The sequence below is a fragment of the Nocardioides sp. YR527 genome, assembly GCF_900101045.1.
In the GTDB taxonomy this organism is placed as follows: domain Bacteria; phylum Actinomycetota; class Actinomycetes; order Propionibacteriales; family Nocardioidaceae; genus Nocardioides.
On sequence record NZ_FNFN01000007.1, the window covers coordinates 198,142 to 219,815 of the forward strand.

General features: G+C 70.7%; 21 protein-coding genes. 8 read left to right on the top strand and 13 right to left on the bottom strand.

Annotated elements, in window-relative coordinates; translation table 11 throughout:
* Positions 1-50 precede the first annotated feature (50 nt).
* Entirely contained in the window at positions 51-1,328 is a 1,278-nt protein-coding gene (eno, locus tag BLT25_RS22005; protein WP_091050554.1) for a phosphopyruvate hydratase, read from the bottom strand.
* 223 nt (positions 1,329-1,551) lie between these two features.
* Between eno and BLT25_RS22010 the strand changes: the two genes are divergently transcribed.
* Positions 1,552-3,927, top strand: a complete 2,376-nt coding sequence (locus BLT25_RS22010) for an esterase-like activity of phytase family protein (protein ID WP_091050556.1) — start codon at positions 1,552-1,554, stop codon at positions 3,925-3,927.
* Positions 3,928-3,990: 63 nt separating this feature from the next.
* Here the strand turns inward: BLT25_RS22010 and BLT25_RS22015 are convergent, their stop codons facing one another.
* Complete coding sequence (locus BLT25_RS22015) at positions 3,991-4,344, bottom strand: winged helix-turn-helix transcriptional regulator (protein WP_091050559.1); 354 nt, start codon at positions 4,342-4,344, stop codon at positions 3,991-3,993.
* Between the two features lie 93 nt (positions 4,345-4,437).
* On the opposite strand from BLT25_RS22015, the gene BLT25_RS22020 reads away from it, so the two are divergent.
* Positions 4,438-5,061 carry a malonic semialdehyde reductase gene (locus BLT25_RS22020; protein WP_091050562.1) on the top strand — a complete coding sequence of 208 codons (624 nt, stop codon included), beginning with the start codon at positions 4,438-4,440 and terminating at the stop codon, positions 5,059-5,061.
* A 135-nt stretch (positions 5,062-5,196) separates the two neighbouring features.
* Entirely contained in the window at positions 5,197-6,666 is a 1,470-nt protein-coding gene (locus BLT25_RS22025; RefSeq protein WP_176884148.1) for an MFS transporter, read from the top strand.
* Positions 6,667-6,691: 25 nt separating this feature from the next.
* Here BLT25_RS22025 and BLT25_RS22030 read toward each other — a convergent pair whose 3' ends face one another.
* The 4 genes from BLT25_RS22030 to BLT25_RS30505 form a co-directional block, all read right to left on the bottom strand.
* A complete protein-coding gene (locus BLT25_RS22030) occupies positions 6,692-7,129 on the bottom strand; it encodes a MazG nucleotide pyrophosphohydrolase domain-containing protein (protein ID WP_256328727.1) in 438 nt (145 codons plus the stop codon).
* Positions 7,126-7,707 carry an NUDIX hydrolase family protein gene (locus BLT25_RS22035; RefSeq protein WP_091050566.1) on the bottom strand — a complete coding sequence of 194 codons (582 nt, stop codon included), beginning with the start codon at positions 7,705-7,707 and terminating at the stop codon, positions 7,126-7,128. The genes BLT25_RS22030 and BLT25_RS22035 overlap by 4 nt, the downstream gene beginning before the upstream one ends.
* Positions 7,708-7,767: 60 nt before the next feature.
* Positions 7,768-8,163: a PNPOx family protein gene (locus BLT25_RS22040; RefSeq protein WP_091050570.1), complete on the bottom strand. Its 396-nt coding sequence runs from the start codon at positions 8,161-8,163 to the stop codon at positions 7,768-7,770.
* A 76-nt stretch (positions 8,164-8,239) separates the two neighbouring features.
* Entirely contained in the window at positions 8,240-9,280 is a 1,041-nt protein-coding gene (locus BLT25_RS30505) for an alpha/beta fold hydrolase (RefSeq protein WP_256328728.1), read from the bottom strand.
* Positions 9,281-9,323: 43 nt separating this feature from the next.
* Here BLT25_RS30505 and BLT25_RS22050 point away from each other — a divergent pair, with 43 nt between their 5' ends.
* Complete coding sequence (locus tag BLT25_RS22050) at positions 9,324-9,701, top strand: hypothetical protein (RefSeq protein WP_091050574.1); 378 nt, start codon at positions 9,324-9,326, stop codon at positions 9,699-9,701.
* A 7-nt stretch (positions 9,702-9,708) separates the two neighbouring features.
* On the opposite strand, the gene BLT25_RS22055 is transcribed toward BLT25_RS22050, so the two are convergent.
* Genes BLT25_RS22055 through mfd form a run of 3 tightly spaced genes read right to left on the bottom strand, consistent with a single transcriptional unit; the run spans position 9,709 to position 14,359 of the window.
* On the bottom strand, positions 9,709-10,161 hold the full coding sequence (locus BLT25_RS22055; RefSeq protein WP_091050577.1) for a hypothetical protein: 453 nt from the start codon (positions 10,159-10,161) through the stop codon (positions 9,709-9,711).
* Complete coding sequence (locus tag BLT25_RS22060; RefSeq protein ID WP_218131444.1) at positions 10,121-10,738, bottom strand: MarR family transcriptional regulator; 618 nt, start codon at positions 10,736-10,738, stop codon at positions 10,121-10,123. Before BLT25_RS22060 ends, BLT25_RS22055 begins: the two co-directional genes overlap by 41 nt.
* 39 nt (positions 10,739-10,777) lie before the next feature.
* Positions 10,778-14,359 (bottom strand): transcription-repair coupling factor, encoded by a 3,582-nt coding sequence (gene mfd / locus BLT25_RS22065; protein ID WP_218131445.1) that lies wholly within the window; start codon positions 14,357-14,359, stop codon positions 10,778-10,780.
* A gap of 119 nt (positions 14,360-14,478) precedes the next feature.
* Here mfd and BLT25_RS22070 point away from each other — a divergent pair, with 119 nt between their 5' ends.
* Positions 14,479-15,489 carry an aldo/keto reductase gene (locus BLT25_RS22070; protein WP_091050585.1) on the top strand — a complete coding sequence of 337 codons (1,011 nt, stop codon included), beginning with the start codon at positions 14,479-14,481 and terminating at the stop codon, positions 15,487-15,489.
* On the opposite strand, the gene BLT25_RS22075 is transcribed toward BLT25_RS22070, so the two are convergent.
* Positions 15,446-15,889 (bottom strand): MerR family transcriptional regulator, encoded by a 444-nt coding sequence (locus tag BLT25_RS22075; RefSeq protein ID WP_091050588.1) that lies wholly within the window; start codon positions 15,887-15,889, stop codon positions 15,446-15,448. The two genes, BLT25_RS22070 and BLT25_RS22075, sit on opposite strands and share 44 nt — an antisense overlap.
* Positions 15,890-15,932: 43 nt before the next feature.
* Entirely contained in the window at positions 15,933-16,703 is a 771-nt protein-coding gene (locus tag BLT25_RS22080) for an SDR family NAD(P)-dependent oxidoreductase (protein WP_091050591.1), read from the bottom strand.
* 67 nt (positions 16,704-16,770) lie between these two features.
* On the opposite strand from BLT25_RS22080, the gene BLT25_RS22085 reads away from it, so the two are divergent.
* A complete protein-coding gene (locus tag BLT25_RS22085) occupies positions 16,771-17,358 on the top strand; it encodes a TetR/AcrR family transcriptional regulator (protein ID WP_176884150.1) in 588 nt (195 codons plus the stop codon).
* Between the two features lie 14 nt (positions 17,359-17,372).
* A complete protein-coding gene (locus BLT25_RS22090) occupies positions 17,373-18,251 on the top strand; it encodes a M15 family metallopeptidase (protein WP_091050839.1) in 879 nt (292 codons plus the stop codon).
* Between the two features lie 153 nt (positions 18,252-18,404).
* On the opposite strand, the gene BLT25_RS22095 is transcribed toward BLT25_RS22090, so the two are convergent.
* Together BLT25_RS22095 and BLT25_RS30000 are read right to left on the bottom strand one after the other, a co-directional pair.
* Positions 18,405-19,190 (bottom strand): siderophore-interacting protein, encoded by a 786-nt coding sequence (locus tag BLT25_RS22095; RefSeq protein ID WP_091050594.1) that lies wholly within the window; start codon positions 19,188-19,190, stop codon positions 18,405-18,407.
* Between the two features lie 49 nt (positions 19,191-19,239).
* Positions 19,240-19,944, bottom strand: coding sequence for an arsenate reductase/protein-tyrosine-phosphatase family protein (locus tag BLT25_RS30000; RefSeq protein WP_091050596.1), 705 nt, complete (start codon positions 19,942-19,944; stop codon positions 19,240-19,242).
* 307 nt (positions 19,945-20,251) lie between these two features.
* On the opposite strand from BLT25_RS30000, the gene BLT25_RS22105 reads away from it, so the two are divergent.
* The gene (locus BLT25_RS22105) at positions 20,252-21,673 is read left to right on the top strand and encodes a tyrosine-protein kinase domain-containing protein (RefSeq protein ID WP_091050597.1); all 1,422 of its coding nucleotides are present in this window, start codon (positions 20,252-20,254) and stop codon (positions 21,671-21,673) included.
* Position 21,674 lies beyond the last annotated feature (1 nt).

Genomic DNA, 21,674 nt, shown 5'->3' on the forward strand with positions numbered 1-21,674 from the left:
GGTCTCGACACGGGTTCGCTCGTTCCTCACGAACCCGGCTCGACCAGCGGTTACGCCTGGTAGCGCGGGAAGGCGGAGGCGCCGGCGTAGCGGGCGGCCTCGCCGAGCTCGTCCTCGATGCGGAGGAGCTGGTTGTACTTCGCGACGCGCTCGGAGCGGGCCGGGGCGCCGGTCTTGATCTGGCCGGAGCCGACGGCGACGGCGAGGTCGGCGATGGTGGTGTCCTCGGTCTCGCCGGAGCGGTGGGACATCATCGTCTTGAAGCCGGCGCGGTGGGCCATGTCGACGGCGTCGAGGGTCTCGGTGAGCGTGCCGATCTGGTTGACCTTGACCAGCAGCGCGTTGCCCTGACCGCCCTCGATGCCGCGGGCGAGGCGCTCGACGTTGGTGACGAACAGGTCGTCGCCGACGAGCTGGGTCTTGTCGCCGATGGCGTCGGTGATCGCCTTCCAGCCGTCCCAGTCCTCCTCGTCGAGGGGGTCCTCGATGGAGACGATCGGGTAGGCCGCGACGAGCTCGGCGTAGTAGGCGGTCATCTCCTCGGCGGTCTTCTTGGCGCCCTCGAAGAGGTAGGCCCCGTCCTCGTAGAACTCGGAGGCGGCCACGTCCAGCGCCAGCACGACGTCCTTGCCGAGCTCGTAGCCGGCCTTGCCGATCGCCTCGGCGATCAGGTCGAGGGCGGCGCGGTTGGACTCGAGGTTGGGCGCGAAGCCACCCTCGTCGCCGAGGCCGGTGGCCAGGCCCTTCTCCTTCAGCACGGACTTGAGGGCGTGGTAGACCTCGGCGCCGGTGCGCAGCGCCTCGGCGAAGGTCGGCGCGCCGATCGGCGCGATCATGAACTCCTGGATGTCCACGTTGGAGTCCGCGTGGGAGCCGCCGTTGAGGATGTTGAGCATCGGGACCGGGAGCACGTGGGCGTTGGGGCCACCGACGTAGCGGAAGAGCGAGAGGCCCGCCGAGTCGGCGGCGGCCTTCGCGACCGCCAGCGAGACGCCGAGGATCGCGTTGGCGCCGGCCTTGGCCTTGTTGGGGGTCGCGTCGGCCTCGATCATCGCCTGGTCGATGGCGCGCTGGTCGTCGGCGTCGAAGCCCTCGATCGCGGGCGCGAGGGTCTCCACGACGGCGGTGACGGCGTTCTGCACGCCCTTGCCGCCGTAGCGCTCGCCGCCGTCACGCAGCTCGACGGCCTCGAAGGCCCCGGTAGAGGCGCCACTGGGAACCTGGGCGCGGGCGAAGGTGCCGTCGTCGAGGACGACCTCAACTTCGACAGTCGGGTTGCCTCGCGAATCGAGGATCTCGCGGGCGCCTACGGCGTCGATCGATGCCACTGAACTACTCCTGGGTCTCAGGGACGGGGTGTCGTCCGTCAGCCTATTACTCGGCCGGATGGGCCTGGCGATTGGAACGTTAACCGGACAGTAGGGGTGCGGACGGGGTTGCCCACCTGCTGTTCACCCGGGAGTCGGCCGGCCGCAACGTACGTGATGCCTCGGCGCGGAATGCCACCGAGATCGTTCGTCCCGGTAATGATTTTCCGAGAGGAACCCCGACATGCAACTCCTGCACAACAGATTCACGCTGGCCGGCATCGGCGTCCTGGCCATCGGGGGCCTGGGCGTCTCGATGGTGACCGTCCTCGGCGGCACCGCCGCCGCCGGCCCTGACCGGCACGGCGAGTTCAGCCGGCTCGCGACCTACCCGGTCTTCCAGAACGTACCTGCCGGGGTGGACCCGGCCGACCCCACCGTCGCCGAGATCTCTTCCGTCTCCGAGGACGGGAGGACGCTGGCCTACACCGACGCGCTCGGCGGCCGGATCGGCTTCCTGGACATCACCAAGCCCTCGGCCCCGAAGGGGCTCGGCAGCCACGACGTCTCCGGCGGCAAGGGCGGGTCGCCGACGTCGGTCTCGATCGTGGGCGACTACGCGCTCGTCGTCGTCGACGAGTCGACCTACCCGGGTCTCGAGGACACCGAGTGGGAGGACGAGGAGCCGGCCGTCGGCAGCCGCGACGGGCGGATCGACGTCATCTCGCTGGCCGCCCCGCACGACGAGGTCGCCTCCTACGACCTGGGCGGCCAGCCCGACTCGATCGCGGTGAGCCCCGACGGGACGTACGCCGCGATCGCGATGGAGAACCAGCGCAACGAGGCCGTCACACCTGCCGGTGGCGAGGAGGGCGACCTGCCCCAGGCGCCGGCCGGATCGGTCACGATCGTCGGCCTCGACGGCGGGCCGGCCGAGTGGTCGATCACCGACGTGGCGCTGCCCGCCTCGTTGCTCGACGGGTTGGACACGCCGGAGGACGCGGAGCCGGAGTACGTCGACATCAACGCCGACAACCAGCTCGCGCTCACGCTGCAGGAGAACAACGGCGTCGCGATCATCGACCTTCCCTCCGCGACCGTCGAGACGGTGTGGAGCGCCGGGAACGCGGTCGTCTCCGGGGTGGACACGAGCAAGAACGGGCTCTTCGACCCGGTCGACACCATCGACGTGCCCCGCGAGCCCGACGCGATCCAATGGGTCGGCCGCGGTCTCGTGGCGACCGCCAACGAGGGCGACTGGAAGGGCGGCAGCCGCGGCTGGACCGTCTTCCGCGCCGCGACCGGCGAGGTCGTCTGGGACGCCGGGTCCTCCTTCGAGGACCTCGCCACGAAGTACGGCCTGCACAACAACGACCGCGCCGCCAAGAAGGGCGCGGAGCCCGAGGGGCTCGCCTTCGAGACCTTCGGCGGCGTCCCGTACGCCTTCGTGGGCTCCGAGCGCAGCAACTTCGTGGCCGTCTACGACATGCGTACGCCCTCGTCCCCGAAGTTCAAGCAGGTGCTGCCGGCGACGAACGGGCCGGAGGGGCTGCTGCCGATCCCCTCGCGCAACCTGCTGGCGATCTCCTCGGAGGAGGACTCGGCCGAGGACCTGGTCCGGGCGTCGGTCTCGCTCTACGGGTTCGGGCGGAAGGCCTCCTCGTTCCCGACCGTCGAGTCGGCCTCGACGAAGGGCAAGCCGATCGGCTGGGGTGCGCTGGGTGCGCTCTCGAAGGTTCCCGGAGAGCCCGGCAAGCTCTACGCCGCCAGCGACGCCGCATACGCCACCGGCCGGATCTACACCCTGTCGATCGCTTCGGGCTCCGCTTCAGCAGGTGACGTCCGCCGCTCCCCGGCCGTGATCCGCGACGTGCTCGAGGTCACCGACTCCTCCGGGGCGGTTGCCGACGGGTTGGACATCGAGGGCCTGGCTGCTCGCCGCGGCGGTGGCTTCTGGGTGGCGAACGAAGGCGCCACCGGCGCCGGGAACGCGCTGCTCCGCCTCGACCGCGACGGCCGGATCGCCGAGACGGTGCCGCTGCCCACGAAGATCGCCGAGAAGGTCGGCAAGTGGGGCCTCGAGGGTGTCACGGTGAGCGGTGAGCGCCGCTCGGAGAAGGTGTACGTCGCGCTCCAGCGCCCGCTGTGGGCCGACTCGACCGCGAAGAAGCCCGGTGTGGACGGCGCCTCGACCGCTCGGATCGGTCGCTACACCCCGGCGACGGGCGAGTGGGAGTGGTTCGGCTACGGCCTGGAGACGTCTGCCGTGAAGGGCGACTGGCTCGGGCTCTCCGAGATCACCGCCGTCGACGAGGACACCATCGCCGTCATCGAGCGCGACAAGCAGAACGGCACCACTGCGGCGATCAAGCGGGTCTACACGGTCGACGTCCCCCGTCACGGCACCACCGGGCTGGTTCCGGTGACCCCGCTGCGCAAGCGCCTGGCGTACGACCTGCTGCCTGCGCTGCGGGCCACCAACGGATGGACCCAGGAGAAGCTCGAGGGCTTCACCATCGGCGCCGACGGGCACGCCTACGCGGTCACCGACAACGACGGCCTCGCGGACGCCACCGGGGAGACGGTCTTCCTCGACCTCGGCCGGGCCTTCAAGCGCTGAGGTTCACCGTCAAACCGGCCCGCCACCGTCTCGGTGGCGGGCCGGGCTGATTTTCAGAACCGGTCAGTCCTCGGCGCAGCGGTCGACCGGAAGGTGCGTGCCCGCCCACTCGGTGAGCGCACCGAGGGTCGGCGCGAGCGCGGCACCGGATCCGGTGAGCGCGTAGCGGACGGCCACCGGCGGGCCGGGGTCGACCTCGCGGGCGAGCAGGCCCAGACCGGCCAGCTCGCTGAGCCGCTCGGAGAGCATCGAGTCACTGATGCCCGACACCGCCCGCTTGAGCTCCGCGAAGCCGAGCGGACCCTGGGTCAGGCTGCCGAGGATCACGCCGTTCCAGCGCTTGCCGAGGAAGTCGAAGGCCCGCACGAGCGCGGCATTGCACACCTGCGGATCGTGGGCGGGCTTCGTCGCAGGCATACATCCCAGCGTACAGGAGTTGCCTGAATCCTGAGGAACTACTATTTTCGAAGTAACCGGAATATTCCTAGTAGCCACGGAGTTCAGAGCGACATGACCGAGACCACTGCCCTTGAGACCACCACCCTCGAGAAGCTGGACGACCGCGGCCGCCAGATCGTCTTCACCGGTGCCCGGACGTCCAACACCTTCGCCGAGACGCCTGTCACCGACGAGGAGCTCGCCGACGTCTGGGAGCTCACCCGCTGGACCCCGACGATGGCCAACACCCAGCCGCTGCGGGTCGTTTTCGTGCGCACGGGCGAGGGCAAGGAGCGCCTCCTCCCGCACATCGCCGAGGGCAACGTCGAGAAGACCAAGGCCGCCCCGGCGACCGCGATCGTCGCCTACGACAACAACTGGCACGAGGAGATCCCCAACGTCTTCCCGATCCGCCCGGAGATGAAGGACTACTTCGAGAGCGACGAGACCGCCCGCCACGGCGCCGGCGGCTGGTCCGCGGGCCTGCAGGCCGGTGCCTTCATCCTCGCCGTCCGCGCGGCCGGCCTGGCCGCCGGCCCGATCGCGGGCTACGACACCGCGGGCGTCGACAAGGAGTTCTTCCCCGACGGTGACTGGACCGCCAAGATGATCGTCAACATCGGCCACCCGGGCGAGAACCCGTGGTTCGACCGGCTCCCCCGAGTCGAGACCGAGGCCGCCGTCAAGTGGGCCTGACCCGCTGAGACACGCGTACGAAGCGCTCGCCTGCCGACAAGACGGGCGAGCGCTTCTGCCTTCCGTGATCACGTGGCGGCCATCACGGGCGAAATGATTCAGAGAATACAGTTAGCCAAGCTAAACTTTGCCTCGATGCCCCCGACCCACGCCAGCCCCCGCCTCACCTTCGCGATCGTCGCCATCGGCGTCTGCTCCTACTCCCTGCTGCAGTCGGTCTCCGTGCCGACGATGCCGCTGATCCAGACCGAGCTGGAGACCGACCAGGCGACCGCGTCATGGATCCTGACCGCGTTCCTGCTCTCGGCCTCGGTCGCGACCCCGATCATCGGCAGGATGGGCGACTCCTTCGGCAAACGCCGGATGTACGTGTGGAGCCTGGCCGCCCTCACCGCCGGCGCCCTCCTCGCCGCCGCGGCCCCCAGCATCGAGGTCATGATCGGCGCCCGGGTCCTGCAGGGGCTGGGCGGCGGCACCTTGCCGCTGGCCTTCGCGATCCTGCGCGACGAGCTGCCCAAGGAGCGCGTCGCCGGTGCGATCGCGGTGACCTCGTCGCTGCTCTCGATGGGCTTCGCGGCCGGGATCGTGCTGGCGGGCCCGGTCGCCGCGACGCTCGGCTTCCGGGCCCTGTTCGTGCTGCCCGCGCTGGTCGCAGCCGGCGCCGCGATCGCCGCGCTGCGGATGGTGCCCGAGTCCCCGGTGCTCACCGGCGAGCCGATCCCCCTGCTCCCGGCCGCACTCCTCGCCGGCTGGCTGGTCGCGCTCCTCCTCGGCGTCAGCCGGGCACCGTCGTGGGGCTGGACCTCACCCGCCACCATCGGCCTGCTCGGTGCCGCCGTCGTGCTCCTGGCCACCTGGATCCGGGTCGAGTGGACCGCACGGCAGCCGCTGGTCGACCTGCGTCTGATGGGCCGCCGCGGCGTATGGACCGCCAATCTGGTCGCTCTGCTGATCGGCATCGCGATGTACGCCTCCTTCGGCTTCATCCCGCAGCTCACCCAGACCCCGACGTCAGCCGGCTACGGATTCGGCGCATCGGTCACCGTCGCCGGCTACCTGATGCTCCCCACGGCCATCACCTCGTTCCTGTGCGGTCTGGTCAGTGCCCGGCTCGCCGAGCTCATCGGGATGCGCCGCATCCTGGTCATCGGCGGACTGCTCACCGCGGTCTCCCTGGCCATGGTCGCCTTCGTCCACGACGAGCCGTGGCAGATGTGCGTCGCCGCGGGGCTCTCCGGCTTCGGCACCGGCCTGGTCTTCGCCAACCTCGCCAACGCCGTCGTGGCCGCGGTGCCGCCGGAGCACACCGGCGTGGCCACCGGGATGAACGCCAACATCCGCACCGTCGGCGGCACCATCGGAACCGCGGTCATGACCTCCCTGGTCACCGCCCACACCCTGCCGTCGGGCTACCCCACCGAGCACGGGTACGTCACCGGCTTCGGCTTCCTCACCGTCGTCGCTCTGGGTGCGGCCCTCGCGGCCATGCTCATCCCCTCGGCTCCGCGAAAGGTCACCCCCGCCGGCCGAGAAGTCACGTACGCGAGCCGAGGCGTCGCTCCCGTCGGCCGAGACGGCACCGAGATGCCGTGTCGGCCGACGTAAGTGACGTCTCGGCCGACATGGGTGCCTATTCGGCGGGGTGGGTCCGCTCGGCGGCCTTGGCGGCCGACCAGAGCTGCTCGACCTCTTCGAGGGTGTAGCGGTGGCCGGTGCGTACCGCCTCGTCGGCCTCGGGGCCGAAGACGTGCGGGTTGCGGCGCTTCATCTTGGCTGTGAGGCCGGCGATGACGTCGTCCATGGTGAACTCGCCGGCCTCCTCCGCGATGGCGGCGTGGAAGTAGACCTGGAGCAGCAGGTCGCCGAGCTCCTCCTTGAGGTGCTCGGGGTCGGCCTCGTCGATGGCCTCGAGCACCTCGTCGGACTCCTCGCGCAGGTACTGCGCCAACGACGCGTGGGTCTGCGACGACTTCCACACGCAGCGCTCACGCATCAGCCGCATCAGGTCGAGGAACTCGACGAGCCCCTCCCCCGATGCGTACGTCCTGCCCTCGTCGGCTGGGCTCAATCCAGGGCCCCGAACGCGCTCAGGCACTGCCGCAGCAGTGCGCCCCGACCACCCTCCATGTCGCCGACGACGCTGTCGGAGGCGGCCTCGGCCGGGGTCATCCAGGACAGCTCCAGGGCGTCCTGGCGCGGCTCGCACTCGCCGGTCACCGGGATGACGTAGACCAGCGAGACCGCGTGCTGGCGCGGGTCCTGGTAGCGCTCGCCGGGCCACGGGAAGTATTCGGCGACCGTCACCGGCACCGTGGTCAGCGGCAGGGTCGGGAAGGCGACCGGGCCGAGGTCCTTCTCCAGGTTGCGCATCAGCGCGTCGCGGATCCGCTCACCGTGCAGCACGCGGCCGGAGACCAGCGACCGGGTGATCGTCCCGGTCGTGGGTGAGCCGCGCAGCAGCAGCCCGACCTCGGTGACCCGGCCGTCGGGGTCGACCCGCACCGGGACCGCCTCCACGTAGAGGATGGGCACGCGCCCGCGGGTCTCGCCCAGCTCCTCCTCGGAGAGCCACCCGGGCTCGGTGTCCCACTCGTTGCCGAAGGGCTCCTCAGGGAAGGACTGCTCGCCGAAAGCCTCCATCGTCATGCGTCGATCCTGCCAGACACGGGCGTACGTCATGGAGCAACGGCACCGTAGTGTGGACTCTCACCGACGCAGGAGGAGGAAGCTGTCGGCCTTGAACGCCTTCTCGACCATCCACCAGGAGAAGCCGTCGTAGTAGGGGCGCGCCTCGTCACGGCCGAGAATCCGCGGCTGGGTGGCGGCGTGGTCGCGGCCCTTCCACGTGATCGTGCACTCGCCGGCCGCCAGCACGTTGCGGACCCAGTTGGTGCCGGCACCCCACGGGAGCGTGATCATGAACTCGTCCTCGGTGTGCAGCAGCGCGACCGGGAGGCTCAGGTCGCGTCCGGTCTTGCGGCCCCGGTGGTGCACCACGGCCCAGAGCGGGAACAGGCGGCGTCCGGCCATGGTCCGCATCATCGGGGCGGTCGCCTTCGCCATCCGCCAGGAGTCGTTGCTGGGAGTGATCGTCGTCGTCATGTTCCCCACTGTGCCGGGGGTCGCGGGGCCGTCGCTTCCCGGACAGTGGGCAGTCGGTGTGACGGGTTCCCGTCAGTCAGTCGGCGCCGTTGCGGATCGCCCAGGCGGTGGCCTCGGCGCGGCTGCGTACGCCGAGCTTGCGATAGAGGTTGGCGGCGTGTCGCTCGACGGTGTGCTCGGTGATGCCGAGGTCTCGGGCGACCGAGGCATTGGTACGTCCCGTGGCGATCAGCCGCAGCACCTCGTGCTCACGCGTGGTCAGCGCCGTCGCCGCGCCCGGGGTGGGCACGGACCCGCGGTGCACCTCGCCGGTCAGGAACCAGCTGCTCGCCATCGCGAGATCCTGGGCCCCGCCCTCGACGAACAGCGTCGGCGTACTGCCCTCGAGCTCGACCAGCGTTCCGTTCCGGAGGCCGTCGGCCAGGCGCCGGGAGACCTCGACCGGGATCTGGCTCGCCGCCTGCCGGTGCAGTACGAGCGTCGGCGCCACCACCTGGTCGAGCAGCTCGCTGACGTCCATCCTAGCGGCCTCCGCGAACCAGTCGCGGGCGACCGCTGGGGTCGCGGCGGTGCGGAACGCCTCGGCGACCCGACCGGCGTTCTCACCCGACCCCCACCCCAGCCAGGCGGTCGCGGCGGCATCGGCGAAGAGGTCCCAGTCCTGCTCGACCAGCGACAGCAGCGCCTGCGTCTGCGCCGGGCTCATCGCCTCGCGCATCCGCGCCGCACCGCCGAACAGGAGCATCCGGTCGACGCGTTGCGGGTTGGCCGCCGCGTACGCCACCGCGGTCGTGACCGCGTGGTAGTAGCCGAGCAGGTTGACCCGGTCGGCGCCGACCGCCTCGATGACGGCTTCCAGATCGCGGACGTGCGCGTCGAGGCCGAGGTCACCGGCCCGGCGGTCGGAGGAGCCGGTGCCGCGGCCGTCGTAGAGCACGAGCGTCAGATCCTGGCTCAGCCGCTCGTAGGCCATCCGCAGCGCGGGCACCCGCCACTGCGCCCGGATGTTGCTGAGCGAGGGCATCCAGATCGTCACCGGCCCGCTCCCGACGGCCTGGTAGGCGATCGCGATGTCGTCGCTGGTCTGCGCGTAGCGCACCTCTGGCTCGCCGCTCACACGCTCATTCTTGCGTGTGGGTGGTCCCAGTAGCGTCGTCGCCATGAACCGAGTCCTCCTCGTCGGGCTGGCGCCCGAGTCAGTCGACCTCTCCGACGCACCGATCGACCTGGCCACGCTGAAGGAGCGGATCGCCGTCGGCAACGCGCAGGTCGCCGATGCCGGCTACGACGCGCTCTCCTGCGAGATCGGCACCGGCGTCGACGACGCCGTCACGCAGGTCCGTCAGGCACTCCAGAAGCAGCCCTGGGACATCGTGATGATCGGCGGCGGGATCCGGGCGATCCCGGCCCACACCGAGCTCTTCGAGGCGATCGTCAACCTGGTCCACGAGCTCGCGCCGGGCGCCCGCTTCGCCTTCAACGCCGGCCCCGACACGACGCTGGCGGCGCTGCGCCGCGCAGCCGACGACCGGGGCTGACCCGCCCTCAGTCGCGGAGCCGCTTCACGGCGGCGTCGTAGAGCGTCTGCGCCGCCTCGGCGGCCGCATCGGCGGCGGCGTGCGTCACCGGCTTGCCGAGATAGTTGTTGGCGTTGCGGTCCAGGCGCATCACGTCGTAGTGGGCGGCCGCGTCGCGCGGCGGCGGAGTGTCGAAGATGGCGGCCAGGAACCTGCCGACCTTCACATGGCCACCGGCGCCGTACGTCGTCTTGTAGCCGTAGCCCGCGAGCACGGCCTCGCCCACGTCGTGCGCGGCCTTGTAGGCGAGGTTGTAGCGGTTCTCGGTCCGGGTGACGTTGGGTACGTCGGCGAGGGCCGACTCCGCGCCGGCGAGGAAGGCACGGGCCTTCTTCTCGTCGGGCCTCACGGCGCGCAGGGCGCCGGAGCGTACGAGCGCGTCAACCGTCTTCTGCTGTGCCGGGGTCAGCGGCAGGGCCATCCGGTCCACCTCCGTAGATCTCGATCACCGGGCTGGCCCGGACCTCCTCGAGGAACCCGGTCTGCTCCTCGGCCTCCTCCGGACTCATGATCGTCGGGTTGACGATCCGCCCGACGCTGTCGGAGACCTCCCGGCAGACCCGATAGACGGCCCGCGCGTCGGGGGTGCCGATCACCATCAGGTCGATGTCGTTCGGCGGTGGCCCCGACTCCCCCCTTGCCCGGGCCGCGAACGACCCGAAGAGGAACGCCCGCTCGATCCCGTCGATGTCCTCGAGGGCCTCCCGGAGCAGCACGACCGGGCCGGTGACCGTCAGCAGGATCTCCCGCGTAGGCGCGAGCAGCGGGCTCTGCTCGTTGCCCTTCACGAGCCGGGTCCGCCCCACTCGGCGATCGACGAGCAGCCCCGCGTCGAGCAGCCGCGCGACCTCGCGATGAACCGTCGGATAGGGCAGCCCAGCCCGCTCGGCGAGCTCGGTCATGCTCATCTCCTCGGCCGGGAGCAACAGCTCCGAGAGCAGCAGCGCCTGCGCCTCCGACCGGAACAGAGGCGCGAGCACCGGAGCCTGGTTTCTCACAAAATGGATAATAACCTCCATTTTGTGGATATGTAACCCCTAGGTGAGCGGGTCGATGATGGCGTCGATGACGACCCGGGCCCAGTCGAGGAGATCCGGGCCGTCGAGGGGCTTGGCGGGGAAGCCCGAGGAGACCGGGCGCGGGACCATGATGGTGTCCAGCTGCGGCTTGACCAGGGACTTCGGGTACATCCGGTTCAGCCGGACGACACGGGAGTCGGGCAGCGAGACCGGGTGGAAGCGTACGTTCTTGCCGGCCAGGGTGACCTCGGAGACGCCGGCCTGGCGGGCGCGGGCGCGGAAGCGGGCGACCTGGAGCAGCGAGGAGACCTCCGCGGGCGGCTTGCCGTAGCGGTCGAGCAGCTCGGCGGCGACCGACTCCACATCCTCGTCGGAGCGGACCTCGGCCAGGCGCTTGTAGATCTCCAGCCGCAGCCGCTCGGAGGGGATGTAGTCGTGGGGCAGGTGGGCGTCGACGGGGAGCTCGATGCGTACCTCGTTGAGCTCCTCGGCGGCGCCGTCGGGGCCGGCCTTGAACTCGGCGACGGCCTCACCGACCAGCCGTACGTAGAGATCGAAGCCGACGTCGGCGATGTGGCCGGACTGCTCGCCACCGAGCAGGTTGCCGGCGCCACGGATCTCGAGGTCCTTCATCGCGATCGCCATGCCGCCACCGAGGTCGGAGTGTTGCGCCAAGGTCGCGAGCCGCTCGTGGGCGGTCTCGGTCAGCGGCTTCTCCCCGGGGTAGAGGAAGTAGGCGTAGGCGCGCTCGCGGGACCTTCCCACACGGCCGCGCAGCTGGTGGAGCTGGGACAACCCCAGCGTGTCGGCGCGCTCGATGATCATCGTGTTGGCGTTGGAGACGTCGAGGCCGGACTCGACGAGCGTGGTGCAGACGAGCACGTCGAACTCCTTCTCCCAGAAGTCGACCATCACCTGCTCGAGCTGCTTCTCGTTCATCTGGCCGTGGGCGACCGCGACCCGCGCCTCCGGCACCAGCTCGCGGATCCGCGCGGCCGCCTTCTCGATCGAGTTGACCCGGTTGTGGATGTAGAAGACCTGCCCCTCGCGGAGCAGCTCACGCCGCACCGCGGCGACGATCTGGCGGTCCTCATAGGCCCCGACGTACGTCAGGACCGGGTGTCGCTCCTCGGGCGGTGTGGTGATCGTGGACATCTCCCGGATGCCGGTGATCGACATCTCCAGGGTGCGTGGGATCGGGGTCGCGGACATGGACAGGAAGTCGACGGAGGTGCGCAGGCGCTTCATCGCCTCCTTGTGCTCGACGCCGAAACGCTGCTCCTCGTCGACGATGATCATGCCGAGGTCCTTGAACCGGATGTCCTTGTTGAACAGGCGGTGGGTGCCGACCACGATGTCGATGGTGCCGTCGGCGAGGCCGGCCATGACCTCGGCGGCCTCCTTGTCGGTCTGGAAGCGGGACAGGCCGCGTACGTTGACCGGGAACCCGGACATCCGCTCCATGAAGGTCGACAGGTGCTGGGAGACCAGCAGCGTCGTCGGCACCAGCACGGCGACCTGCTTGCCGTCCTGGACCGCCTTGAACGCCGCGCGCACCGCGATCTCGGTCTTGCCGTAGCCGACGTCACCGCAGACCAGCCGGTCCATCGGCACCGGCCGCATCATGTCCTGCTTGACCTCGTCGATGACGGCGAGCTGGTCGGCGGTCTCCTGGAACGGGAAGGCGTCCTCGAGCTCGCGCTGCCAGGGGTTGTCGGGGCCGAACTGGAAGCCCTTGGTGGCCTGCCGGGCGGCGTAGAGCTTGATCAGCTCGGCGGCGATCTCTCTTACTGCCTTGCGGGCGCGGGCCTTCCGCTTCTGCCAGTCGGCACCGCCGAGCCGGTCGAGGCTCGGCTGCTCGCCGCCGACGTACCTGGTCACCTGGTCGAGGGCGTCGGCCGGGACGTAGAGCCGGTCGGCCGGCCCGCCGCGCTTGGAGGCGCCGTACTCCAGGACGAGGTATTCGCGGGTCGCGCCCTGCACCTCGCGCTGCCTCATCTCGATGAACTGGCCGACGCCGTGCTGCTCGTGGACGACGTAGTCGCCGGGCTTGAGCTCGAGCGGGTCGATCTGCTTCTTGCGCCGCGCCGGCATCTTGACCATGTCGCGCGTGGACGACTTCTGCCCGGAGATGTCCTCGCCGGTGAGCACCACGAGCTGGTTGCCCTCGTCGAGGAAGCCGTGGGTCAGGCGGGCATGGACGACGGTGACGGTCTTGTGGACGGGCTTGGCGGTCTCGGGGTCGTCCTCGGCGAGGCGGGCCGGGACGTCGCGCTCCCCCAGGGCCTCGACCGTACGCTGCGCCGTGCCGTGCGCGGGCTGGACCACGACCACGCGATAGGAGTCGTCGCGCCAGCTCTCGATGTCTGTCAGCGCGGCCGCGGTGTCGCCGCGGTAGGCCTTCGCCGGCTGCCAGTCGATCTTGCGGGCGGGGACGCCGACGACGTCCGGGTCGGTCTCGGCCGCCTGGTCGTCGAGGCCGAACGGGCTGACCGACCACCACGGCTTGCCCAGGGCGATGGCGTGGGCGCGTACGTCGGCGAGGTCGCGGTAGGAGGCCGCGGAGAGGTCGATCGGGGCGACTCCCCCGCTGGCCGCGGCGGCCCAGGAGGCACCGAGGAACTCCTCGGCGGTGGCGACCAGGTCGTGGGCGCGGCTGCGGATCCGCTCGGGGTCGAGCAGCAGGACGTGGCTGTCCTCCGGGATCAGGTCGAGCAGCAGCTCCATGTCGTCGACGAGCGCGGGCGCGAGCGACTCCATGCCGTCGACCGCGATCCCGGCGGCGATCTTGTCGGTGAGCTCGATCAGGGTGGGGTGGGCCTCGCCCAGCTTTCGCGCTCGGTCGCGGACCTCCGGGGTGAGCAGGAGCTCGCGGCACGGCGGCGCCCACAGCCGCTCGGTCTCGCCGCCGTGCTCGGCGGGGATGGCGCGCTGGTCGGCGACCGCGAAGTGGCGGATCGAGTCGACCTCGTCGCCCCAGAACTCCACACGGACCGGGTGTTCCTCGGTCGGCGGGAAGACGTCGACGATGCCGCCGCGGACCGCGAACTCGCCACGCTTCTCGACCAGGTCGACGCGGGAGTAGGCCGCGTCGGCGAGCTTCACGACGACGTCGTCGAGACTCGCCTCCTGACCCTTGATCAGCTCCACCGGCTCCAGGTCGCCGAGGCCCTTGACCTGCGGCTGCAGCACGCTGCGGACCGGGGCGACGACCACCTTCAGCGGGCCGTGCACCCCGTCGGCGTCCGGGTGGCGGAGGCGGCGGAGCACCGCGAGCCGACGCCCGACCGTGTCGCTGCGCGGGGAGAGCCGCTCGTGCGGCAGCGTCTCCCAGCTCGGGTAGTAGGCGACCGTGTCGGGCGGCAGCAGGTCGGTCAGGTCGTTGACCAGGTCCTCGGCCTCGCGCGAGGTGGCGGTGACCGCGAGGACGGTGCGCTCCTGACGTACGAGACCGGTGACCACGAACGGGCGCAGCGCCTCCGGCCCGGTGACGTCGAGCGCCAGCATCCGGCCGCCCTTGGCCTCCGCCATCACCTCGCTCAGGGCAGCATCGCGCAGGACGAGATCGGCGAGCGGGGCGAGGATCACGGGTGGCTCCATGGTGGTGGGACAAGCACGAGAGCCCCCGGCCAGCGACGGCAGGGGGTGCGGGACCAGTCTAGGAGACGTACGTAAAGACGTTTGACTTCGAGCGCACACCAAGCCGGAGCGTGGGTCTCATGCGATACACGACCATCGGATCAGGCGCCGGCGCACGGCGCGTCAGCAAGCTCGCGCTCGGCGTGATGCGGTTCGGGACGGACACGGACGTCGAGACGTCGTACGCGATCCTCGACCGCTTCGTCGAGGCCGGCGGCACCTTCGTCGACACCTCCAACAACTACGCCTACTGGGCCAACGGCACCCAGGGCGGCGAGAGCGAGACCGTGCTCGGGCAGTGGCGCCGCGACCGCGGGATCGGCGAGGAGCTCGTCATCTCCACCAAGGTCGGCGCCCGCCCCACGGACGTCGTCGAGCGCGTCGAGAACGGCTGGGAGAACCAGCGGACCCGGCGCTGGGAGGGGCTCGCGCCGCAGAACGTACGCGAGCAGGCCGACCGCTCCCGCGAACGCCTCGGCGTCGAGCGCCTCGACCTCTACTACGCGCACGTGCCGGACATGAACGGCGTACCGCTGGAGGAGTACGCCGCCGGCTTCGCCGCCCTCGTCAAGGACGGTGTCATCGGCCAGTTCGGGCTGAGCAACCACTGGTCCTGGCAGGTCGAGCGGGCGCGGGCGGTCAACCCGGAGGAGGCTCGGCCGAGCGTGCTGCAGTACCACCACACCTACCTGCGTCCGCGGACGGACATCCCCGACCCGCGGCTCTCGGTCGACGGCGAGATCGGGGTCGCCGACGCCTCTCTGCTCGCCTACCTGAGGGCGACGCCGGGGCTGACGCTGGTGGCCTACACGCCGCTGCTCGCCGGGGCGTACACGAATCCTTCGAAGCCGCTCGATCGGGCCTATGACCACCCGGGGACGACCGCGCGGCTCGCGGTGCTCGACGAGGTCGCCGCCGAGACAGGCGCGACCCGCAACCAGGTCGTGCTCGCCTGGATGCTCGGCGACGTCCTCCCGGTGATCCCGCTGGTCGGGGCCTCCTCGGTGACTCAGCTCGAGGAGAGCCTGGCCGCGGTCGACCTCGAGCTCAGCGAGGAGCAGAGGGCGCGGCTCGACGCTGCTGGGCGATGAGCTCGGCGTCCGGGTCGGTCTCCCCCACGGCGGCGGCGTAGTAGGCGACCTTGAACTCGATCGCGTCCAGATGGGCGGCCGTCTCCTCCAGCTGCGCGCGCACCCGGTCGCGGTGTGCGCGCAACAGCTCGAGGCGGGCTTCCTCGTTGCCCTCGCCGGCCCGGACCATCTCGGCGTAGCGCCGGATCTCCCGGATCGGCATCCCGGTGGAGCGCAGTCTGGTGATCAGCGTGATCCAGCCGAGGTCGCCCTCGGTGTAGGCGCGGTGGCCCGATCCGTTGCGGCCGACCCCGAGCATCAGCCCGTCGCGCTCGTAGTAGCGCAGCGTGTGCGCGGTCAGGCCGGTCCGATCGGCCACCTCGGCGATGCTGAGCCCGTTGCTGTGCGCCTGCGTCGTCATGGACCCCAGTGTCCTGGTTCGAGTGCACTCGAAGTCAAGCGACTCAGAGCGCCGATCCTCCGGTCACGTCGAGGGTCTCGCCGGTGACCCAGCGCGCCTGGGGTGAGGCGAGGAAGCCGACCGCGTCGGCGACGTCCTCCGGCGTGCCGATCCGGCCGAACACCGACAGCCCCTCGGCCTGTGCTCGCGGGCCGGGCAGGTCGATCCAGTCGGCGTTGATGTCGGTCTCGATCACGCCCGGAAGGACCGCGTTGACCGTCACACCGCGCGCGGCGAGCGGGGCGGCCAGCGATCGGGTGAGGTTGTTGATACCGGCCTTGGATGCGGCGTACGTGAGGTGGGTCGGCGCCGCCACTCGGGTGTATCCGGTCGACACGTTGATCACGCGGCCGCCCTCGCGCAGGTGCGGAGCGACCGCCTGAGTCAGGAACATCGGCGCGATCAGATTGACCTCGAGGACGCGTCGCGCGGTGGCCGGGTCGAGCTCGTGGAGCTCTTGGTTGCCGTTGATGCCGGCGTTGTTGACCAGGATGTCGAGGCCGCCATGCTCATCGAGCACGGTCTCATCGAGCGCTGCCGCGGTCCACGCCTCCGCGATCTCGGCGGCGGCCTTCGCGCCGTCCTCGCCGAGGTCCGCCTCGATCAGGACCGCCCGGGCCCCGGCGGTCTCGACGAGCCGCGCGGTCTCCTCGGCAGCCGCGCGGTTCGAGCCGTAGTGGATGCCGATGAGGCCGACACCGTCGGCGGCCAGACGTACGGCGATGGCGCGGCCGATCCCGCGCGAGGCTCCGGTGACGAGTGCGTTGCGGGTCATCTCGGGCTCATTTCTGTAGTAGTCGCTAAATAATGATCCAGGAGTTAATGTAGGGATCACTATGGAAATGCGCAAGCCCTCCCGCGGACGACCGCGCTCCTTCGACGAGGACGCGGTGCTCGACGCGGTGATGCGGGCGTTCTGGGAGCACGGGTACGAAGGCACGAGCGTCGCGACGCTCGAGGCCGCGACCGGCCTGAAGGCACCCAGCCTCTACGGCGCGTTCGGCTCCAAGGAGGTGCTCTACCGGACAGCACTGGAGCGCTACGCCAGTGAGCACGGCACGGTGCTCCGGCCCGACGGACCGGCTCGCGAGGCCATCTCGGAGTTCCTGTACGAGGCGGCCGACCGGTTCAGCGAGAGCGGGCTGCCGCCGGGCTGCATGGTCTCGACGGCCGCGCTCGCGCTGGGCACCGCCCAGCGCGCCGTCGCCACCCGCCCGGCGAGGATGCGCTCGGAGACGCTCGCGGGGATCGAGCAGCGGTTGCGGACGGCGGTCACTGAGGGCGAGCTGCCGGCCGGGACCGATGCCGGCGCCCTCGCTCGGCTCTTCGGAGCGGTGATCCAGGGCATGTCGGTGCAGGCGATCGACGGCGCCACCCGGCAGGAGCTGCGCGGGCTCGCCACGGCCGCGATGGCTGCGTGGCCGCGATGACGCCGTGCGGATCTGTGAGTGTCAGAACGTACGTCGCCGGGGTGGCTGCCCTCCTGCTCGCGCTCAGCGCGTGCGGCGGGGCGCCCGAGGCCGGCCCGTCGCCGGCCACCAGCGCCGTGGCTCCCTCGACCTCGGCCGAGCCGTCACCCAGCGACGTACCTTCGTCTTCTCCTGCTGCGGCGAAGCCGGGGTCGGTGCCGCCGCCGTGGCTCGGGACCCGGGTGCTGAAGGAGGACGCGGAGGGATACGGGATCGCGGGGCCCACGCCGAAGGAGCTGCGCCACCGGGCATGGACGCTGCCGGACATGATGCCGATGCTGCCCGGTGACGGCTTCACGGCCGAGGTCGACATCGCACCGGACGACGTGATCGCGCGCTCGACCTGGGTTCCGGGATGCCCGGTCTCGCGCCGGGAGCTGGCCTGGGTGCGGATGACGTTCTGGGGCTTCGACGGCGAGCGTCACACCGGCGAGATGCTGATCAACGCCCGGGTCGCCGAGGACGTCGTCGGCGTCTTCCGGAAGCTCTACGAGGCGAGGTTCCCGATCGAGCAGATGGACATCGCCACGAAGGCGTCCCTGGACGCTCCGCCGACCGGCGACGGCAACGGCACCGGCGGCTTCGTCTGCCGCCCCACGGTCGGCCAGACCTCGTTCTCCCAGCACGCCTACGGCCTGGCGATCGACATCAACACCTTCCAGAACCCCTACGTCAAGGGCGACCGCGTCATCCCCGAGCTCGCCCGCTGGTATCTCGACCGGTCCCGGAAGGCGCCCGGGATGATCCACGCCGACGACGTCGTCGTCCAGGCCTTCGCCGACATCGGCTGGGGCTGGGGCGGCGACTGGAACTCTCTGAAGGACTACCAGCACTTCAGCGAGAACGGCACCTGACGCCCGGCACCGCTGGTCGAGCCGCCGGAGGCGCTAGGCAGAGGCGTGTCGAGACCAACACGGTGAGGTCCGCGCTTGGTCGCACCGTGTTGGTCTCGACACGCTCGGCCGCAGGCGGCCTCGCGGCTCGACCAGCGGGGATGGCGGCTCGGGTCAGGCGGACTCGGCCTCGGCGAGCTCGCGCTTCCAGTCGCGGAAGGTCTCCTCGGTGCGGCCGCGGCGCCAGTAGCCGGAGATGGAGACGTCGGCCTTCGGGACGCCGCGCTCCTTGAGGAGGTAGGGGCGGATGCCGTGCATGGTGACCGCGGCCTCCCCGTGGACGAAGGCGTGGACGCGGCCGTCGAGCCACTTCAGGTCGCGGATGGCGGTGACGAGCGGCTGCTCGTGGCCCTCGGCGTCCTCGGCGGCGTGGTGGGTGTGGCCGCCGGTGACCAGCCAGGTCACCTCGACGCCGTCGGGGTGGTCGAGGGGCTGCTCGTGGCCGGGCGCCGGGATGTCGATGACGGCGTAGCCGCGGGCGTCGGCGGGCAGCGCGGCCAGGGCCGCGCGGATGGCTGGCAGGGCGGTCTCGTCGCCGGCGATCAGGTGCCAGTCGGCCTCAGGGGCGGGCGAGTAGGCGCCGCCCGGACCGCGAGCCGCGAGGGTGTCTCCGGGCTTGGCCGCGGCGGCCCAGGGACCGGCGTACCCCTCGGTGCCGTGGACGACGAAGTCGATGTCGAGGGTGCCGTCCGCGACCGAGGGGTTCAGCGCGGTGTAGGTGCGCACCACCGGGTCATCGTCCTTCTGAGGAAAGACCAGCTTCACGTAGCGGTCGGTGAAGAGGCTCGACGAGAACGCGCTCAGGTCCTCGGAGCGGAAGCTGACTCGGATCATCGTCGGACTGAGCCGCTCGGTGGCGGTGACGACGAGGATGGTCTCAGGCTTCGCGGGACGACTCATGTAGGCAACCCTAACTTGCGTTCAAATGGACCGCAGTGAACCGGCGGGGTCAACCCGCCGACCGGGTGGAGTGCGTGGACCGGGGCTGGGTGGACTCGGCAGGAGCAGCGGGCGAGGGGATGGCGGGAGCGGGGCGCTGGGGCTGGGCGACCAGCGACAGGCTCGGCTCGAGCACCCGCAGCAGCGTCTCGACGTGGCCACGGGCCTCGGTCACCAGCCGCCGGGCCTCGCGCGGGGACCGCTTCCGCAGGTCCTGGAGGTCGTCGTCGGCCGGCCGCCGGACTCGTCGCCGGGCCTTCTCCAGCGGCGCGAGCTGGACGAGCGTACGCAGCCGGGTGGCCGCGTCCGCCTCCGAACCCGCGGGGCCACCCAGGGCCGTACGTCCCAGCAGGTCGCCGAGCGCGGCGATCTCGATGAGCGTGAACGTGCGCTTGACCGCGGAGGGCACCAGCCGGGCGACCTCGCTGCGGTGGGAGCGTTCGGCGGTGATGATCAGGTCGGCGCTCTCGATATCGTCGACGTCGAGCGGATAGGCCTGGTGCCTGGTCAGCCGGACCCCGGCGAGAGCGACCTCGGAGGCGATCATCGGGTCCATGTCGTAGCCCTCGAGCGCTTCGCTGCCGGCCGAGATCACCGTGATGCCGTGGCGCGCGAGCCCACCGACCTGCCCGACGCCCTCACGGAGCATCGCCTCGACGGCCGGCGATCGTCGTACGTTCCCGGTGCAGACGACCAGGATCGTCGCGGTGTCCATCCCTGCCTACCTTCGAACAGTTGCCTGCCGATTCTCGAGCGCGGATCTCACATCCACGCGGCCAACCCCCCGAACGTGACGGACAGACATTACGCAATCGAGGTACGGGTCCCGAAACCGACGGCAGATCAATCCCCCATTTGGGGGAACGGGTCGGCCGCTCGGCCCTGTCATCCCCACAATCGGGTGAGGATGTGCGATGGCCCCGTGGACCTGCCCTGACGGCGGCATGCATTGCCTCGGGCTCCGCTTCGGCGGATGAGTCACGGACGAGCAGCCTGGCAAAGACATCGGATGGAGTGACCTGTTGGACCTGCGCGACTATGTCGCTGCCCTGCGAAAGCGCTGGTACATCGTCGCGGTGCTCGCGATCATCGGTGCCGGCGCGGCCTTCGCGCAGGCGCACGCGAGCCCGCCGCAGTACCGCGCGCAGAGCACCGTCTTCGTCTCGATCGCGCGCGGCGCGACGACCCAGGAGCTGGTCCAGGGCTCGACGTTCACCCAGGACATCGTCCAGTCGTACGCCAAGCTGGCGACGATGCCGGTCGTGCTCGACCAGGTCATCTACGACCTCGACCTCGACACGACGTCGAAGGCGCTGGCGGAGGAGATCACCGCCGAGAACCCGCTCGACACCGTGATCATCGAGATCGACGCGGTGGCCACGACCAGCACCGGCGCCTCCGACCTCTCCAACGCGGTCGCCGACGAGCTCACCACCACGATCACCAACCTCTCCCCCAGCTCCAACAAGAAGTCCGCGGTCGAGGTGACCGTGGTCGCCCGCGCCGACCCGCCGCAGGAGGCGTTCGCACCGCGTACGCGGCTGGCCGCTCTGGTCGGCTTCGCCGGCGGCTTCGGCCTCGGCGTCGCCATCGCCGTGGTCCGCGCCCTCCTCGACACCCGGGTCAGGACCGCGGCCGAGCTCGAGCAGCTCACCGACATGGGGCTCCTGGGGGCGATCCCCCGGCGCCGGGGCCAGCGGCGCTCGCGCGGCGCGGTGACCGCCATCGACCCGCACAACGTCGCGGCCGAGGCCTACCGAAGGCTGCAGACCAATCTGCAGTTTCTCGACGCCTCCTCGAGGGTCCGCTCGATGGTCGTGACCTCCTCGATCGGCGGTGAGGGCAAGTCGACCACCTCGATCAACCTGGCGCTGGCGATCGCGGAGCAGGGTCAGCGCGTGCTGCTGGTCGACGCCGACATGCGTCGTCCCGCGGTCGCCGACTACTGCGGCCTGGAGGGTGCGGCAGGGCTGACGACGGTGCTGATCGGGAAGGCAGAGCTCGGCGACGTCGTCCAGGTCTGGGGCGACGCCAACCTGCACGTGCTCACCATGGGTGAGATCCCGCCCAACCCCGCGCAGCTGATCGGCTCGCCGCGGATGGTCGACCTGCTCGCGGAGGCGCGGGCCGCCTACGACGTGGTCATCCTCGACTCCCCGCCGCTGCTCCCCGTGGCTGACGGCGCGATCCTGTCCCGGCTGACCGACGGTGCCCTGGTGGTCGCCAACTGCCGTACGATCCACCGCCCGCAGGTGCTCGAGGCCATCGACAGCCTCGAGGCCGTCGACGCCCGGTGCCTCGGCATCGTCGCCAACCAGGTCCGGGACACCGCCGCCCACACCTACTACGGCCAGCCCGAGCAGGGTTGGTTCGCCCGCCTCCTCTCCGGTCTCGTACGTCCCCGGGAGCCGCGCCAGCACGGCTACCCCGCCGCCGGAAGCTGAG